Here is a 16,518-nt window from a genome sequence, read left to right on the forward strand (position 1 = left end):
CATGCATGCTTTTGACGCTTCGATGTCACTGACCTACGCCAGCTGAGTTCAGCAATTGTTCGAGTTCGGCTGGGTTCGTCGCCTGCACACGGCCGCTGAGGCCTATATCCACAAGTTCAGAGAGCGCATCGAACCACAGACCAGCTGCGGCCGGGGTGTCGGATCTAAATTCTTCCGGCAAACGCTCGATCAATCCTGATGTTCGTTCGACCACCGCGTCGGTGTTTGGATCGAGCAACTCGAGTTGCAAAAGATAAACTCGGTCGGTGTCCAGCACAATATTTGACCTACTGAGGTCCAGACCGTAATCGCCGGGTGGGAAAGGGCCACTGATGTGTAACTCTGTTGCAGTCATCCCGGATGGGCCCAGTTTGACGATTACATTTCCTCGATGGCCGCGAGTTAGCCGCCAGATCAACGGCGGAAAGGCTTGAGTTGTTAGCCCACCGTCTGCTGGAACCAGTAGCAATAGGTCAGAAGCGGCATCCGAAGGTATATTCCGGGTGCCTGCGCCCATTCGATCTTTTGGCGTACCTATTTTGGGAGGAACAAACACAATTTCTGCGGACGTGTCGGTGTTTTTCTCATCGCCGGAAGCTAGCGCAAAACCGCTGAGAAAAAGGCCTGCAGCGAGTACGAAGACAAAAACAGCTATTGATACCCAATTCCACGACACAAGACGCCTCTCGAAGAAAACTGCAAGTGTATCCGCTTTTTGAAGGTTTAGCGTAGGCTTGAAACTACGTTGAGTCCAGTTCCTGCTCTGTCTCGCTTCAGCTGATCCTAAGCTCGGTGGTCAGGCAATTTTATGCTAAAATAAGGATCTGTTCGGTTCAGAGTCGAGTCTGTGCTCATGGTTCCTGAAAGCAAATGGCGAAGCGGCGCCTCGTGTTTGTTGGTGGTTTGTTTGCTCTTGATCTTGCCGCTTGCGGCAGAGGCTAAGGGCAAGCGCGTCGCGCTTGTAATAGGTAACTCCGCCTATCAATACGTCCCGGACCTGCGCAATCCGGCCAATGATGCTGAGGACATATCTAAGGCGTTACAGCGCATTGGGTTTGAGGTTACACAGCATCAAAACGTGAGTTACACCGATATGCGCATTGCATTGCGCGACTTTGCCGAAGCCGCAGCCGATGCGGAAGTGGCGCTTGCGTATTTCGCGGGCCACGGAATCGAAATTGAGAACACAAACTATCTGATACCCGTGAATGCCGCGCTAAAAAGTGATCGGGATGTAGAGTTTGAAGCCATTCGTCTGGACGCTATCGTGAATGCCATTGCTGGCTCGTCGGCTCTAAGTATCGTGATTGTTGACGCATGCCGAAACAACCCGTTTTTGGCCCAGATGAAAAAGGCCTCGAGCACTCGTTCAATCGGGCGCGGTCTGGCCGCGGTTGAACCAAGAGGAGTCGTGGTCGGATACGCGGCCCGAGGTGGGACTCTGGCGCAGGATGGCGACGGCCGGAACAGCCCTTACGCGCAGGCGTTTCTGGAACATGTTGAAGAACCGGGAGTGGAACTTGGTAAACTGTTCCGCAAGGTGCGCGACCGCGTGGTCGCACTGACCGACGGGTATCAGGAGCCTTTTGTCTATGGCTCACTACCGGGCGAGGACATATTTTTGGTCCCCAAGGTAGAACAGGCTGCATTACCCTTCCCTGACCTTCAGGAGTCTGACGAACCAGTCTTGCAGCCGCAGGTAACTCAGAAAAACGCGCTGGCCGCAGCTATGAAGGTGAACACAGTCAGGGGGTGGGATTTGGTCGCCAGATCCTATCGCGCTGCAACGTTATCCGAGCCCGAAATACTGAAGCGGATGGCCCAGATCACACCTGCCTGGACCAGAAAAAGCGGGCGGCTCGATGAGATAGAAGCCGCGCTCTTGCCGGGCCCTGCTCAGAAGAAGGAAGTACAACAAAGTCTTAACAACTCAGGCTTCGACGTCGGTACACCTGACGGAGTTTTCGGACCGCGGACCCGATCAGGCATCAAGGCGCTTCAGGCCAACGTCGGGTTAGAACCAACCGGATATGCCGATCTTGCTGTCCTGTCCGGCTTGGGGATCAGACCGCTGGCGGATGATGGCGCGAGTTTTATCAGCAATCCCTTTGCTGTCCGACAGGATATATCCGAGCTGGAAGTGTTAGGTGAATCCGAAGAGGTCACGCAAATTCTTGGCTGTTTGGGCCTGCGTAAAAGCGTCTATGGTACGTTTCGCGGAAACCTATATATTGCGCTGGTTTATTCAGGCAGTGTGCAGAGTGCGCGCAGCGAGGCGCAAAAATGTGGCTTGGATTTGGCCGCAATAACATCGGCTGCAGAGAATGCGTTCATCGTCCGGATGATTTCAAGTGACCCGGCTTTCTTTGAATTGGGATACGACAGCAAAACGAAAATCAGCTACAAGGCCGGACCCTATTTCGGGTTCAGAAAGGACCCCAAAGAAGACGGTGCCATCATCGGATGGCGATGGTTCAGCGGAGAACCCGTGAGCTACACCAACTGGTTGCCATCCAAGCCAAACAAAACCCACGGCAAAGGCAGAAAATCATTTGCCCAATTTCAGTACGAAGCGCGAGGACGGCGCGACCTTGACGATGTGACCCCAACAAAATGGTTCGATGGCTCTGGATGGAATGCGCGTTCCGTGGTCTTGGAAGCTTCTCTGAAATAACGCGCTCTGCCCAAAGGGTTTCAGCGAAGCTATGTTTTTTATGAGGATACGCTGGCAATCGGATCGGCATATTCGATTCAATCAGGTTATGTGGTAATGTTCAGGCGTCTCAACTTGTTCCGATCGGGGGCAGTTTGTTTAACAGTTCATTTCAATATCCTTTCAGGACATTCTTATGGCTGATAGGCTTTGCGATTTGGTTCTCGGTTTCGCATGTTGCGCACGCGGACACCAAACGGGTCGCATTGGTGATTGGAAATGCCGAGTATCAACATGTCGCCAATCTTCCAAATGCAGGCAATGATGCCTCGGATCTGGCCAAAGCCTTGCAACGGATCGGTTTCACGGTTTGGCACAATCAGAATCTAGATTACCGTGGTCTCCGCATTGCGTTGCGCGACTTTGGTCGAGCGGCGAAAGATGCGGATATGGCCATCATCTATTTTGCGGGTCACGGGATTGAGATCGAAAACACAAACTACCTTATTCCTGTAAACTCAGAACTGCGCAGCGATCAAGATATCGAATTTGAAGCGATACGGTTGGACTCCGTCGTTAGTTCCTTGTCGGGTGCCGATGGGTTAAAGGTCGTTTTGATCGATGCGTGCCGGAACAACCCATTCCTGAGCACGATGGAAAGAAATGGCGGCACACGCTCCATCGGTCGCGGATTGGGTCGTATTGACCCCAGCGGAGTATTAGTAAGCTACGCAGCCAAGGGTGGAACGTTGGCTCTTGATGGAGAGGGGCGTAACAGCCCGTATGCCACAGCGCTGCTAAAGCACATCGAAGAGCCTGGGCTGGAACTAGGTAAAATGTTCCGCAAGGTCCGCGACACCGTATTTAAGTTGACAGATGGGTTTCAGGAACCTTTCACCTACGGTTCTTTACCAAGCCAAGATATCTACCTAGTTCCGGTGGCAGCGCCCATGCCGCCGGAAGCCAAGCGTGTCGGGTCTGACAACCGTGAAATCTACGCTGACTTTGAGTTGGCTCGTTCACTCGGAACGCTGGATGCAATTGAGTCCTTTCTAAACCGTTATCAGGAACAGAATGATCACTTTGCGGTAACGCTCGCCCTTTCGCTTCGGGATGATCTGCGTGAGAAGGCAAGGCAACAAGCTGCTCCTGACGACAACCCCAGAACGAACGACACGGAAGTCGCCGTTGTGGCTCCGCCGGACAATCCGACTGAGGAAGCACAGACACGCAGCCTAGTCCGTGACATTCAGAGCGAATTGAACCGCGTCGGATGCAGCGCGGGCGCGGCGGACGGCGTTGCAGGTCCTCGCACTAGAGCGGCATATACCAGATACCGGAACGCCCGAAAAAACCTAGGGCTTCCGGCGGAAGGTCTGAACCAACAACAGACCCTCATTGCGCTTAAGAAAGAACCGGGTCGCGTTTGCAAGGAAGTTGCGGTTGCTGTAGGTTTAGACGGTGATTACGTCATCTCCATTCGGCGTAGATGGGATGATGACTATTGGCAGACTGCAACGCGCGGCGACGAATCCTACTACCCCGGAAAAATCGAACCACTCGCGTCATTGCGGATCAATCGGAAAGGCAGCAAACTGACTCTGGTGTCCGCCCAAGCGTTTACCGGAGGCGGTCCGTGGTTCAAGGATTTCCAGGGGTCATTGGATGACAACGGTCAACTGAAACTCCGTTTCACCCTAAGCTCACATTTTGGTCCACCGGTGACGCCCTACAAGGTTCGAATTGATGTAAAATTGCCTCAAGGACTGCAACCCGACCGACGCCTCGTGTATGAGCCACGACGTATCGACGGTCAGTTTTTCCTGAATTTCCTGGTTAGGCGTGCGAACTAGCTTCCAACGGAATTCCCAAGATGACGGGGGTCGACAAGAGCGGCATGATTACCAAGCTGCGTGCCGTTTGCGCCAAAGTTGCAGAGACCGATTTCCTCTACTTCGAAGTCGGCCATCGGCTTGAGAGCCGTTGAAAATAGGATTTCCACTAAATCAACTGAAGTAGCTGCATGTTGTTGTAGAATTCCGTACCCTGCCATGAGGTCGGTGATATCGGAAGGTGGTGGGCGGGATCACAGCGAACGGCAGCTATGCGGGCTGCACCACCAGCATTCGGCTTCGACGCAAAAGGTCCGGTATGGGCCGCTCACAAACTTCTCGATCTAGATGTGGAATATTGAGATATTCCCTGCCAAATCGACCTGAAGACGTCGAGGCACACAATCAGCATGCCGCCTTACATAGCCTCCAACGTATGGGCGAGGCCATTTCTGATGTGATCTTCCAACAGTTTCTTGGCTGTATCAGCGTCTTTGGCCAACGCGGCATCGAACATGCGTTTGTGTTCTTGGGCTGCAACCTCACCTCGGTAGGTCAGTACGAGCATCTGATAACGAAGGTACTTGTCATAAATGATTGAGTGAAGGGATAAGAGGTTCTTGGAATTACAGGCTGCAATCATCGCTTGATGAAACTCTGAATCGTACCTCTTCCAGGTTTCCTTTTCAGAGTCATCTCCCTTGAGAAGCCGTTGCTCCATCAAATGCAGCTTGTGATGCGCAGCGACCAGATTGCCTTCCCAGTCCGTGTCGCCATTCGCAATGGACAACTCCAACGCGTGGCATTCCAGCAGAACGCGCAGTTCTGAAATCTCGGTCAGGTCTTCTCGTGAAACTGGCGTGACCAGGAAACCCCGTTGCTCAGGAGCTTCGACAAATCCGTCGCTGGCGAGCCTGTTCAGCGTTTCACGAAGTGTCGAAAGGCTTGCCGAGTAGCGTTCCTTCAAGGCGTCCAGCTTCAGTTTGGAGCCGGGCTGCAGCTCCCCGAAGATGATGTCCCGCTTGATGCGCTGATAGGTGCTTGCACCTATCGTAGACGGCTGTTTCGCCATGCGTTTCACCCGATATTTTTGGTTTCCTCGTTCAATTAGCATTTTTTAGAGACATCAGCAATCCAAACTGATGTATGGTATAAATAATAATATCATACATTATTGCGGAATCGCGAAAACCCCAATACGGTCGTGGCCAAATTGGGCAAGGCAGCCTGATCGCAATCAACGGTTTCGGGATTTTCCGGACCCTCCGGAAGGAAGCAAAGTGTCTAAGAACTTTCGCATTGCCATTGTCGGCATTGGTCTTGTTGGACGCCGCCACGCAGACGCTATCCGAGCGTTGCGCCATGTTGATCTCGTTGCGGTAGTCGACCCCAGTGATGAAGGTCGTGCTTACGCCGTTGAGCACGGGGTCGCATGTTACGAGACCCTCGAGAAAATGTTTGCAAATCAGACGCCAGACGGAGCTGTTCTTGCGACCCCGACCACGCTTCATGTTGAACAAGGCCTCACGTGTGTTCGACACGGTTGTCCTGTTCTTGTCGAAAAACCGATCGCCGTAGAAGCCACCGCTGCACTTGAGCTTGTTCAAGCTGCGGAGAAGGCCAATGTGCCACTGATGGTCGGTCATCATCGCAGACACAATCCTCTGATCAGGTCGGCTAAGGAAGCAATTGTCGATGGAAAGATTGGAAATGTGCGCGCTGTCCATGCGAATTGCTGGTTCTATAAGCCAGACGAGTATTTTGATACTGCGCCCTGGAGAAAGAAACCCGGTGCAGGGCCCATCTCGGTCAATCTTGTCCACGATGTGGATCTGCTGAGGTACCTGGCCGGAGAAGTTGTGACCGTACAGGCTCAGTCGGCTGAATCGCAGCGGGGCTACGACAACGAAGATGTTGCTGGTGCGCTGTTGACATTTGAAAGCGGGGCGATAGGGACCATAAGTGTGTCCGACAGCATCGTTGCTCCATGGAGCTGGGAGATGACGTCTCAGGAATATCCAATCTATCCTTCGACCTCAGAGAGTAGCTATATGATCGGTGGCTCTCATGGTTCGTTGTCCGTTCCCGATCTTCGCCTGTGGAGTTACCAGAGTGAGCAACGGGACTGGTGGACGCCTATCTCATCGACCGCGCTGAAGAAGGGTGCGTCTGACCCTTTGGTCAATCAGCTCAGGCACTTTATTGAAGTAGCCCGGCACGAAGCAGTGCCGATTGTGTCTGGATGGGAAGGTTTCAGAACGCTTCAAGTTATTGAAGCTATTCAGAATTCTTGCAGAACAGGTGAAACGGTCAGGATCAAAAACTTACAAAAAACACCAATGGTAGATATGACAGTAGTATAAAATATCAGATATTTTGCAAAAAATCTTGCAAAATTTCCAAAATAGGGCAAAACTCTGAATCGCAAAAAAGAAGCATCATGATGTCTCAGGGAGGAGCAAAGTGATTACCAAACTTACCCGCCGGGCTGCTGTATCAGCCCTTGTTGCAACCGGTGTTCTGTTTGGCGCGACAAGCGGTGCGCTGGCGGAAGACAAAGTGCAACTTCGCCTCGCAACATCAGGATCGGAGACCGACCAGCGCTCGGTCGCTATGGCCGAGGTTTTCGCGCCGATGGTCGCTGATTTTGCAAGCTACGAGCCCAGCTATAATGGAACCATCTTTGCCCAAGGCACCGAGTTGGATGCCATCAGCCGGGGTAACCTGGAAATGTCGATCACCTCGGCGCAGGAACTGGCACAGTTCTTCCCCGAGTTTTCGATCTTTACCGCAGGTTATGTCCACCAGGACGCCGCGCATCAGGTGGCTGTCTTCAACGATCCCTTGATGGATGCCTTTAAGCAGAAGGCCGAAGAAGAATTAGGCGTCAAACTGCTGTCGGTCATGTATCTGGGCCGTCGTCAGGTGAACCTGCGCCAGCCCAAGGATGAGCTGACAGTCACGACACCCGCAGATTTGGAAGGCGTGAATCTGCGGATGCCGGGCACCGACGCATGGCAGTTCCTTGGCAAGGCGCTGGGTGCCGCGCCGACACCGATGGCCTTCTCCGAAGTCTATACCGCGCTGTCGACCGGTGCCGTTGACGGGCAGGATAACCCGTTGCCGACCGTCGTCGACGCCAAGTTCTATGAAGTGACCAATCAGATCGTCCTGACATCGCATCTGGTCGACCTGAACTATATCGCCATCGGCAAAGAGGTTTGGGACGGGCTGACACCGGAACAGCAAGCCAAGGTTCAGGAAGCTGCGGACGCAGCAGCTGAATCAGGCCGCCAGAAGCAGCTTCAGAAAGAAGAGGATCTTGTCAGCTTCCTGAAAGAGCAGGGCATGGAGATTTACGAACCCGATCTCGCTGCGTTCCGCGATCAGGTACAGTCTATGTATCTGGACAGCGAATTCGCTGGCTCATGGCCCGAAGGCGTTCTGGATCAGATCAACGCTCTGGGCAACTGAACCCAGTAAGACAGGGGAGGGAGAACCATAATGAAGGCCTTTATGAAGGGGTTCTCCCGACTGACCGAAGCGATTGCCGGCGGGATGCTGGCGGCAATCTTCCTTATCTTCCTTCTCCAAATTCTACTACGGTACTTCTTCACCCCAGCAGGCTGGACGCTGGAATTGATCGGCATTCTTTGGGTCTGGGTGATTTTCTTCAGCTGCGCTTTCATCGTGCGCGAACGGGATCACGTGAAGTTCGACATCATCTATCTTTCGGTGCCGATGCGCGTACGGCAGGTCTTTGCGATGCTGGCGGCCGCAGCGATCGTAGTCGGTATGCTCTACAGCTTCCTTCCGACGTGGGACTACATCGACTGGATGAAAATCCGCAAGACATCGACTGTCCGCAATCCGTTCTCCGGTGAGAAGATTCCGCTGCGCACAGTATTCTCGATTTACGCGGTATTCATGCTGGTCGTCGCAGCGCGCTACGCGTGGCTATTCTTCGACGTCATGCGCAATGGCCCACCAAAGACAGAGTTGGAACTGGTCGTTGGGTACAACGTGGTTGACGATCATCCCCGTGTCGACGTCGAAAAGGATGAGGAAGTTAAGAAATGAGTTTTGAACTTCTTTCCTGCCTGCTCGCTCTCTTTCTTCTGGCAGGCATCGGGACACCTATCGGCTATTCCATCCTCCTGGCCTCATTAGTGTACCTAGGCACGGCCGGACTGGACGTCGCCCTCGCGGGCGAGAAGATCCTGCAAGGTTTTTACAAAAGCACGATCCTGCTTGCCGTGCCTTTGTTCATCGTCGCCGCGAATATCATGAACGCTGGATCGATCACGGACCGTCTTTTGAACTTCTGCGTCGCTGCTGTCGGTCGTTTCAAGGGCGGCCTCGGGCACGTAAACGTGGTAGCGTCACTGATCTTTTCGGGTATGTCCGGCTCGGCCGTCGCGGATGCTGCTGGGATCGGGAAGATCATCATTGAAATGATGACCAAGGATGGCCGCTACAGCCGAGGCTACGCAGCTGCAATCACGGCGGCGTCGGCAACGATCGGCCCTATTATTCCGCCCTCTATCCCAATGGTTTTGTACGCGCTCGTTTCCAAGGCCTCCATCGGGTCGCTGTTCCTAGCCGGTATTCTGCCGGGCCTGATCATGGGCGTCGTCCTCATGGCGATGAACTATTATCTGGCCGGAAAGCGGAACTTTGCATTGGAAGAACCTGTTCCACTGCGCGAGTTGCCGGCTAAAACCGCCAACGCATTTCCGGCACTGCTGATGCCCGCAATCCTGCTCTACGGCATATATGGGGGCGTCACCACTCCGACTGAAGCTGCCGCCGTAGCTGCATTCTACGCCCTGCTACTGGCAGCGTTGTTCTACCGAGCGCTGACCTTCCGCGGCCTTTATCAGGTGTTCGTCGATAGCGCGCGCTCTTCCGCAGCCGTCGGGGTTGTCATTGGTGGCGCGTTCATTCTGAACTTCATCGTCATCCAGGAACAAATACCGCAGTCTATCTCGGCGCTGCTGGAGGGTTCCGATGTTAGCCCGATTGTGTTCCTGATCCTCGTAAACCTGCTGATCCTCGCGCTGGGATGCGTGTTAGACGCAACAACGATCATCCTAGTGATTGTGCCCCTGTTCATTCCAACCTGCGAGGCGCTTGGGATTGATCTGGTGCATTTCGGGGTGCTTGTCGTCGTGAACTCGATGATCGGTCTGATCACGCCGCCCTATGGCATTCTGCTCTTTGTGATCAACGCCGTGACGGACATTCCGCTACGCGAAATCATCTCGGAAATCTGGGCCTTCCTCGCGGTTCTTATCTTCGCCCTGGTGATCATGATACTGATGCCTGATTTGGTCCTGTGGTTGCCGCGTATGTTTGGATATCAGGGATAATGTGCCTCTCGGTTTCGACAACGTCGATCCCCGGTGATCTGGCCGAAAAACTAAGCACTATCGCTGACGCGGGATTCGGGGGTGTCGAATTACACGAACCGGACTTGACCGCTTTTGACGGGCCGCCATCGCAAATTCGGAACATTGCATCAGATCTCGGCCTGAAGATTTGCCTGCTGCAACCTTTCCATAACCTTGAAGGTCAGTCTGGCGGCGGACGGGAGCGCGCCTTTGATCGACTGAAGCGCAAACTCGACCTGATGAGCGAATTGGGTACGGATCTGCTGCTAATCGGGTCCGCATTCGAGGTCGATGCCGCTGCGACCGAAGAACAGGTAATCGCAGATCTTGGCGAGGCGGCCGAAATAGCAAAGGCATTGGGGTTGCGTCTGGCCTATATGGGCTTGCCATGGTCGGATCTTATTCACTCGGATGAACAGGCGTTAGGCGTCGTTGAAGCTATCGACAGCCCTTATTTGGGGTTGGCCTTGAATTCCTTCTTCTCGCTTGCCGACGGGTCCAAACCAGCCCGCCTTCGGGACATTCCCGGAGATCGGCTGTTCCATGTGCAGCTATCCGATGCACCCCGACTTGAAATGGATATTCGCAGGCTCAAACGGCACTTTGGGCTTCTGCCGGGGCTTGGGTCGCTGAACCTTGCGGGCTTTGTGCGGGTGTTGTCCCGCGCTGGGTACAAGGGGCCTTGGTCTATTGCGCGTGTCAATGAAGCAGCTCCTCAACCCGGTGGCCTGACACTGGCCCGAGACAGCTACAGGTCGCTGGTGAACCTGTTAGATGAGGTTTCCCGGACCGAACCGGGAACAGATTTCGGCATCCCGGACCTGCCGGAACGCGTCTATGCGTCAGGCTTCGAATTCGTCGAATTTACAGCCGACGAAACAAGCGGCGCGCAGCTGGCAGATATGCTGTCAGCAATGTGTTTTCGAATGGAGCGAAAACACGTAACCAAGTCCGTCGAGCTGTGGCGGCAGGGCGCGATAAACATCGTTGTAAATACCGAAAAGGAAGGTTTCGCCCATTCGGCGTTCCTGGGTCACGGCCCCTCCGTGTGTGACATGGGGTTGCGTGTCAAAGATGCGGATCAGACGGTTCAGCGAGCGACCGCGTTGGGCGCGCCGAATTTCTCACAGCCGGTAGGGACTGGGGAACTGGACATCCCGGCCATCCGAGGTGTTGGTGGCAATGTTGTCCATTTCATAGATGAGAAATCCGATCTGCATCGGGTTTGGGACATCGAGTTCGAGCCAGTCGCCAAGACCAAAGCGATCCAGCCTGCTGGTCTGCGCCGCATCGACCATCTGGCGCAGACGATGCGTAACGATGAGATGCAAAGCTGGCTGCTCTATTACATTTCGACTTTTGAGATGGCAAAATCTCCGATCGTGAACGTTGCCGACCCTTCAGGTGTTGTGCAAAGCCAAGCCATCGAGAGCCCCGAGGGCGAAGTGCGTTTAAACCTGAATGGTGCAGTTGGGCGTCGAACACTGGCGGCTTCATTCCTTGAAGACGGTTTTGGTGCCGGTGTTCAGCACATAGCCTTCCAGTCGGACGACATATTTGAAACCTCAGCCCAATTGCGGAAGTCCGGCTTTCCCAGCCTGTCCATCCCAGAAAACTACTACGCTGATCTGCAAGCGACATTCGGGTTAAGTGAAGACCTGATCGCCCAAATGCGCAGGGATAACATTCTCTACGACCGCGCAGCGGGTTCCGAGTATTTTCAGATCTACAGCCGACCTATCTTTAACGGCTTCTTCTTTGAAATTGTTGAGCGCCGATCTGGCTATTCCGGCTATGGCGCGCGCAATGCTGCGTTCCGATTGGCGGCCCAAGCGCGACACCACATGGCGGAAGGAACAACCTGAAATGAAGGCGGCACTAATCGGCCAAGGTATTGCTGGCTCCATGACGCCTGAGATGCACGAGGCAGAAGGTCGGGCGCAGGGTATCGATCTGAGCTACGGTAGGATCGACACTGCAAAAGAGCCATTTCGTGGAATGTCGGTCGCTGATTTACTGCATTATTCCGTTGAATTAGGCTGCGCGGCGGTCAACGTGACGCATCCCTACAAAGCATCAGTCATTGATCATCTTGATGAGCTTACCAAGACTGCTGAGGAGCTTCAAGCTGTCAACGCGGTGGTTTTTTGTGACGACCGAATGGTTGGCCACAACACCGACTACATAGGTTTCCACAGTGCCTTCGGAGATTCTTTGGGATCATCGAAGACTGAAACGGTTCTCATGTTTGGTGCTGGTGGCGCGGGCAGTGCAGTCTCTTTGGCTTTGCTTGATTCAGGTGTTCGAGACCTGGAGATTATTGATCCTGACCTCCGCCGAGCGCAGGCGCTGGTCAGTCGACTAGAGGTCTTGCGCCCTTACGCAAAGATTCAGGGTTCCCCTTCGATTTCGTTGGATCGGATCGAACTTGTGGACGGAGTGGTCAACGCAACACCACTTGGAATGGACAAGTACCCCGGAACAGTCATTGAACCATCCCTGTTGCGGCCCGATGCATGGGTGGCAGACATCGTATATTTCCCGCTTGAGACACACCTACTGAGCAGGGCCCGCGCAACTGGGTTGAAAGTGATGAATGGTGCTGGAATGGCGGTTCATCAGGCTGCAGCGTCTTTTGAAATCTTCACCGGCTGCACCGCCTCAATCAGTCGCCTTCAAAACGTTTTCGATTCACTTCGTCAGCAGCGCATGCGCGAGTTTAGAGGTGCAACGGTATGACAAACGACGAACAAGCAATCCGCCAATGGTGGCGCACATCCATCATTGACATGAAACCCGGCAAGATCGCGTTTCGTGGCAACGCAATAGAGGATCTGATCGGGAACGTTTCTTTCCCGCAGATGATCTGGCTGATGGTGCGGGGCGATCTGCCCAGCGACGCACAAGCGCGTCTGTTCGAAGCCGCTTTGGTCGCAGGCGTGGATCACGGCCCACAGGCCCCCTCAATCGCGGCGGCGCGCATGGCTGCCACCTGCGGGGTAGGTCTCAATAATGCGATGGCGACTGCGGTGAACATGCTGGGCGATGTGCATGGCGGAGCAGGCGAACAATGCGCCGAGCTTTACTATGATATCTCGGAACGCATGGATGCTGGGGCATCGCTGAATAATGCTGTTCAGGACGGTCTGGACAGCTGGCGCGAGACGTACGGCAAGATCGTATCGGGCTTTGGTCACAGGTTTCACAAGCCTGTCGATCCACGCGCACCACGATTGATGCAACTTGTTCGTGATGCGGCGGCAGAAGGCACAGTATCTGGCCGGTTTGCCGATATCGGAGAAGAGGTTCGCGCCGAACTCGGTCGTCAACGCGGCGGTCGGCCAATTGCCATGAATATCGACGGCGCGACAGCTGTGATCTTCTGCGAACTTGGCTTTCCCGCGCCCTTGTCGCGGGGGTTGTTCTGCCTATCCCGCTCGGTCGGAATACTCGCCCACGCTTGGGAGCAGATGAACCAGGGTGGCCGCAACAAAGGGCCCATGCCCCCGAATTACTTACCTCTCTACGAAGACAGGAATGATGACACGTGAGACATCGAAATCCTTCCGGGTCGGCCTTATCGGTTGTGGTCGTATCAGCGATATCTATCTAAAAACGCTATCCAAATTCTCAAACGTCGAGGTCGTGGCTTGTGCAAGCCTTGATCCTTCGGAAAGCCGCGCCAAAGCAGATCAATACGGTGTCGCCCAGGCCTGCACACCAGATGAAGTGTTTGACGATCCGACGATTGACTGCGTTCTGAATCTGACAATTCCGGCGGCGCATGCGGAAATCAGTTTGCGCGCGTTGGAGGCCGGCAAGCACGTCTATTCCGAGAAGCCGCTGGTTATGAATCGAACGGACGGAAAGGCGATCCTGCACACTGCCACTGAAAAGGGGCTACTGGTCGGTTGCGCACCCGACACGTTTCTGGGCGGTCGTTGGCAGACCGTTCGGCGCTTGATCGATGAAGGCGCTATCGGGAAACCAACAGGGATTTTTGCCCATGTCGGGACCCACGGGACGGAGCGCCACCATCCCAACCCGGATTTCTACTATAAGGCGGGTGGTGGGCCAATGCTGGACCTTGGGCCGTACTACCTGACCGCCATGATCTACTGCCTTGGACCCGTTGACCGGGTTGCCGGAATGGCTCGGCGCACGTTTGACAAAAGGATGATCGAAAACGGCCCTCGCAACGGCGAATGGATGAATGTCGAGGTGGACACGCACTCCCTAAGCCTGCTGCAGTTCTCTTCCGGAGCAATAGGGTCGATGACCATGAGCTTCGACGTCTGGGACAGCGAAACTCCGCGGTTCGAGATCTATGGTGAAAACGGAACCATCAGCATCCCTGACCCTGACCCGGTTCATGGCGCCAACATCTTTCAGGGGGATGTCTGGCTGAAAACGCGGGAGACCTCACGCTGGTCTCATCAGCCCCGTCCAACCGGTCGTGAAGACTGGCAGGTTGTTGAAAACAGACATGGGTTTAACGAAGATAGCCGCGGGCTCGGCCTTTTGGACCTCGCCCTGGCGGCACAAGAAGGACGCCAACCCCGTGCAAGTGGAGCGCTTGCTTACCACGTTTTCGAGGTCATGGACGCAATTGAACGGGCGCCAAAATTCGGCGCCTATCAGACGATAGAAAGCCGGTGCGCGGCTCCGGAGCCTTTGCCGGTCGATTTTCTGAACGGTGAGAGGAAGGAGTCGGCCCATGCCGATTGAGACACTCGACTTTGCCCAGCCATTCTTTCGCGTCCAGCACATAACTGACGAGCGCAGAATTTCTATCGAGGGTCGCGCCATCGTCCTTAACCTTGGGGGGCGAAATTTCTCTGTCGAGGATCAGACCATTGCACCGCTTTCCTCTGTGATCGTGCAAGACAGCACGCTTAGCGGCGTGGAACGTGCAGTCATTGTCCACGGTTTCGACGCCCATTCCAATGACAACGAGTTGTTCGCATGGGTGAAAGATACATGGCCATCTGCTTTTGATGTTCGCCAAGAGGAGCGTCTGCGTGGCGTCAGCCACTACATGTCGCCGAAGGTCTTCGTGGGTAACGTTGGACTGACCATGTACCATTCCGGCTCGGTCCCTTTGAATGTCGGATTGCATAAGGATCATCCGTTCTGCCCGGTACCTGGGTTTCGCGAAGTGCATACGCAGATCGTTGGCTTCGGCAAAATGCAGCAATGTCGCGAACGGGATGTCGAGACCCTGTATCTCGAAGAATTCATGGCCCCGGGCACGACCCACAAACCTATGTATGACGCCGAAGGCAATTATCCCTGGCATCAATACGAGACGATCACCCCCGGTATCTTCATGGCGGTGGAGATACTGCCCGAGGGCGTACGGGTCCCGGAAGCGGAGGTTGAGAATGGCTGAGAGACTTTTACCCGAAGACCTGAAGTTCGACGGCCCTTTCCCCCGGTTGTCTCGCCGTTTGCGGCTGGGCGTTGTTGGTGGAGGACGGATCTCGGACACGCAAGCAACGGCTGCGCGCATGACCGACCGGTGGGAGGTCGCCGCAGGCGCGCTCAGTTCAGATACCGAGCGCAGCAAGGCGCGCGGGGTCGAGTGGTTCCTGCCGGCCGACCGGTGCTACGCGTCGTTCGAGGAGATGGCACAGGCCGAGGCGGCGCGCCCAGATGGCGTAGATGCCGTCATGATCACGACCCCAAACCACGTTCATTTCGGCGTGGCCAAAGCGTTTCTGGAAGCGGGCATTGACGTGTTGTGCGACAAGCCCCTGACCAACGAAGTGGCCGAGGCCGAGGGGCTTGAGGAGATTACCGCGCGCACGGGACACATCTTTGCTGTCGGTTATGTGATGTCATGTTTTCCGGTGATACGGCAGGCCAAGCAGATCGTGGCCGACGGGGGCATCGGCAAAATCAACCAGATCCATGTCGAGTTCATGCAAGACTGGATGACGCCCGAAGATGTGGCCGATGCGCCTCATGTAAAGTGGCGGCTGGACCCCAAGATTTCTGGTCCAACCAGCTGTGTCGGCGATATCGGCACCCATGCCGCGCATCTCGCCAGTTTTGTTTCCGGCCTGCCCTTGACCGACCTGCGGGCCGAGTTTCATGTCTGCGGCGCGCCAAAGCCTTTGGAAGACACGGTGTTCATGTTCACCCGTTACCAAAATGAAGTCCCCGGAACCTTGATGGCAACACGCCTTGCCCCCGGAAACCGGGGTGGGTTGCGCCTGCGCATATTCGGGAACGAAGGAGGCCTCGAGTGGGACCTAGAGAACTCGGAGCGGCTGAAATTCAATCGGTTTGGTGAACCGGATCAAATCATCAGCCGAGGTCTCGGGCATGGTATCGGACCCGGCGCAGAACGTTTGATCCGTACCGCGCGCGGCTTCCCTGAAGGGATTATCGAAGCCTGGGCCAACCTCTATACGGAACTTGCGATGGCCGTAGCCGCGCGTCGGGATGGCGTTACCGTTCCGGCCGATTGGCTTGCTTATCCCAGTGTCGAACAAGGCGCAGACGGTGTTCGATTCATTGACGCCTCTGTGCGCTCTCACCAGTCCGGAGGGGACTGGGTCACTCTCTAAGGGTCTGCCTACACGAATGTAATACACGCCCGGGCCGTTGCCCGGGCGTTTTCATTTCCTGTTCA

At 54.9% G+C, this 16,518-nt stretch carries 14 protein-coding genes; 12 read left to right on the forward strand and 2 right to left on the reverse strand.

Going from position 1 to position 16,518, the window contains the following annotated elements; genetic code table 11:
• Positions 1-25: 25 nt before the first annotated feature.
• Positions 26-676 carry a DUF928 domain-containing protein gene (locus tag ACR0ES_RS18285; RefSeq protein WP_480483581.1) on the reverse strand — a complete coding sequence of 217 codons (651 nt, stop codon included), beginning with the start codon at positions 674-676 and terminating at the stop codon, positions 26-28.
• A gap of 222 nt (positions 677-898) precedes the next feature.
• Here ACR0ES_RS18285 and ACR0ES_RS18290 point away from each other — a divergent pair, with 222 nt between their 5' ends.
• Both ACR0ES_RS18290 and ACR0ES_RS18295 read left to right on the forward strand, forming a co-directional pair.
• The gene (locus ACR0ES_RS18290; RefSeq protein WP_480483580.1) at positions 899-2,674 is read left to right on the forward strand and encodes a caspase family protein; all 1,776 of its coding nucleotides are present in this window, start codon (positions 899-901) and stop codon (positions 2,672-2,674) included.
• Between the two features lie 134 nt (positions 2,675-2,808).
• Positions 2,809-4,506: a caspase family protein gene (locus ACR0ES_RS18295; RefSeq protein WP_480773852.1), complete on the forward strand. Its 1,698-nt coding sequence runs from the start codon at positions 2,809-2,811 to the stop codon at positions 4,504-4,506.
• Positions 4,507-4,903: 397 nt separating this feature from the next.
• Here ACR0ES_RS18295 and ACR0ES_RS18300 read toward each other — a convergent pair whose 3' ends face one another.
• Positions 4,904-5,557: a GntR family transcriptional regulator gene (locus tag ACR0ES_RS18300; RefSeq protein ID WP_209506749.1), complete on the reverse strand. Its 654-nt coding sequence runs from the start codon at positions 5,555-5,557 to the stop codon at positions 4,904-4,906.
• A 208-nt stretch (positions 5,558-5,765) separates the two neighbouring features.
• Between ACR0ES_RS18300 and ACR0ES_RS18305 the strand changes: the two genes are divergently transcribed.
• From ACR0ES_RS18305 to ACR0ES_RS18350, 10 genes are all read left to right on the forward strand, one after another.
• On the forward strand, positions 5,766-6,848 hold the full coding sequence (locus tag ACR0ES_RS18305) for a Gfo/Idh/MocA family protein (RefSeq protein WP_480871455.1): 1,083 nt from the start codon (positions 5,766-5,768) through the stop codon (positions 6,846-6,848).
• Between the two features lie 100 nt (positions 6,849-6,948).
• Entirely contained in the window at positions 6,949-7,959 is a 1,011-nt protein-coding gene (locus tag ACR0ES_RS18310; protein WP_480483577.1) for a sialic acid TRAP transporter substrate-binding protein SiaP, read from the forward strand.
• A gap of 30 nt (positions 7,960-7,989) precedes the next feature.
• Positions 7,990-8,565 carry a TRAP transporter small permease gene (locus ACR0ES_RS18315; protein ID WP_480483576.1) on the forward strand — a complete coding sequence of 192 codons (576 nt, stop codon included), beginning with the start codon at positions 7,990-7,992 and terminating at the stop codon, positions 8,563-8,565.
• Positions 8,562-9,857, forward strand: a complete 1,296-nt coding sequence (locus tag ACR0ES_RS18320) for a TRAP transporter large permease (protein WP_170753386.1) — start codon at positions 8,562-8,564, stop codon at positions 9,855-9,857. The genes ACR0ES_RS18315 and ACR0ES_RS18320 overlap by 4 nt, the downstream gene beginning before the upstream one ends.
• Positions 9,857-11,743, forward strand: coding sequence for a bifunctional sugar phosphate isomerase/epimerase/4-hydroxyphenylpyruvate dioxygenase family protein (locus ACR0ES_RS18325; RefSeq protein ID WP_480483575.1), 1,887 nt, complete (start codon positions 9,857-9,859; stop codon positions 11,741-11,743). The genes ACR0ES_RS18320 and ACR0ES_RS18325 overlap by 1 nt, the downstream gene beginning before the upstream one ends.
• Position 11,744: 1 nt before the next feature.
• Positions 11,745-12,617, forward strand: a complete 873-nt coding sequence (locus ACR0ES_RS18330; RefSeq protein ID WP_480871456.1) for a shikimate dehydrogenase — start codon at positions 11,745-11,747, stop codon at positions 12,615-12,617.
• Complete coding sequence (locus tag ACR0ES_RS18335) at positions 12,614-13,429, forward strand: citryl-CoA lyase (protein WP_480871457.1); 816 nt, start codon at positions 12,614-12,616, stop codon at positions 13,427-13,429. Before ACR0ES_RS18330 ends, ACR0ES_RS18335 begins: the two co-directional genes overlap by 4 nt.
• A complete protein-coding gene (locus ACR0ES_RS18340) occupies positions 13,419-14,606 on the forward strand; it encodes a Gfo/Idh/MocA family protein (RefSeq protein ID WP_480833013.1) in 1,188 nt (395 codons plus the stop codon). Before ACR0ES_RS18335 ends, ACR0ES_RS18340 begins: the two co-directional genes overlap by 11 nt.
• Entirely contained in the window at positions 14,596-15,270 is a 675-nt protein-coding gene (locus tag ACR0ES_RS18345; protein WP_480871458.1) for a hypothetical protein, read from the forward strand. The genes ACR0ES_RS18340 and ACR0ES_RS18345 overlap by 11 nt, the downstream gene beginning before the upstream one ends.
• Complete coding sequence (locus ACR0ES_RS18350) at positions 15,263-16,453, forward strand: Gfo/Idh/MocA family protein (RefSeq protein ID WP_480487961.1); 1,191 nt, start codon at positions 15,263-15,265, stop codon at positions 16,451-16,453. The genes ACR0ES_RS18345 and ACR0ES_RS18350 overlap by 8 nt, the downstream gene beginning before the upstream one ends.
• Positions 16,454-16,518 lie beyond the last annotated feature (65 nt).

The organism is Ruegeria sp. N7 (genome assembly GCF_056531345.1).

Bases quoted from the DNA above. Each gene is read 5' to 3' on its own strand.
- ACR0ES_RS18325 (WP_480483575.1), top strand. From the start codon at position 9,857: ATGTGCCTCTCGGTTTCGACAACGTCGATCCCCGGTGATCTGGCCGAA.
- ACR0ES_RS18300 (WP_209506749.1), bottom strand. From the start codon at position 5,557: ATGGCGAAACAGCCGTCTACGATAGGTGCAAGCACCTATCAGCGCATC.
- ACR0ES_RS18320 (WP_170753386.1), top strand. From the start codon at position 8,562: ATGAGTTTTGAACTTCTTTCCTGCCTGCTCGCTCTCTTTCTTCTGGCA.
- ACR0ES_RS18350 (WP_480487961.1), top strand. From the start codon at position 15,263: ATGGCTGAGAGACTTTTACCCGAAGACCTGAAGTTCGACGGCCCTTTC.
- ACR0ES_RS18340 (WP_480833013.1), top strand. From the start codon at position 13,419: ATGACACGTGAGACATCGAAATCCTTCCGGGTCGGCCTTATCGGTTGT.
- ACR0ES_RS18330 (WP_480871456.1), top strand. From the start codon at position 11,745: ATGAAGGCGGCACTAATCGGCCAAGGTATTGCTGGCTCCATGACGCCT.
- ACR0ES_RS18345 (WP_480871458.1), top strand. From the start codon at position 14,596: ATGCCGATTGAGACACTCGACTTTGCCCAGCCATTCTTTCGCGTCCAG.
- ACR0ES_RS18315 (WP_480483576.1), top strand. From the start codon at position 7,990: ATGAAGGCCTTTATGAAGGGGTTCTCCCGACTGACCGAAGCGATTGCC.
- ACR0ES_RS18335 (WP_480871457.1), top strand. From the start codon at position 12,614: ATGACAAACGACGAACAAGCAATCCGCCAATGGTGGCGCACATCCATC.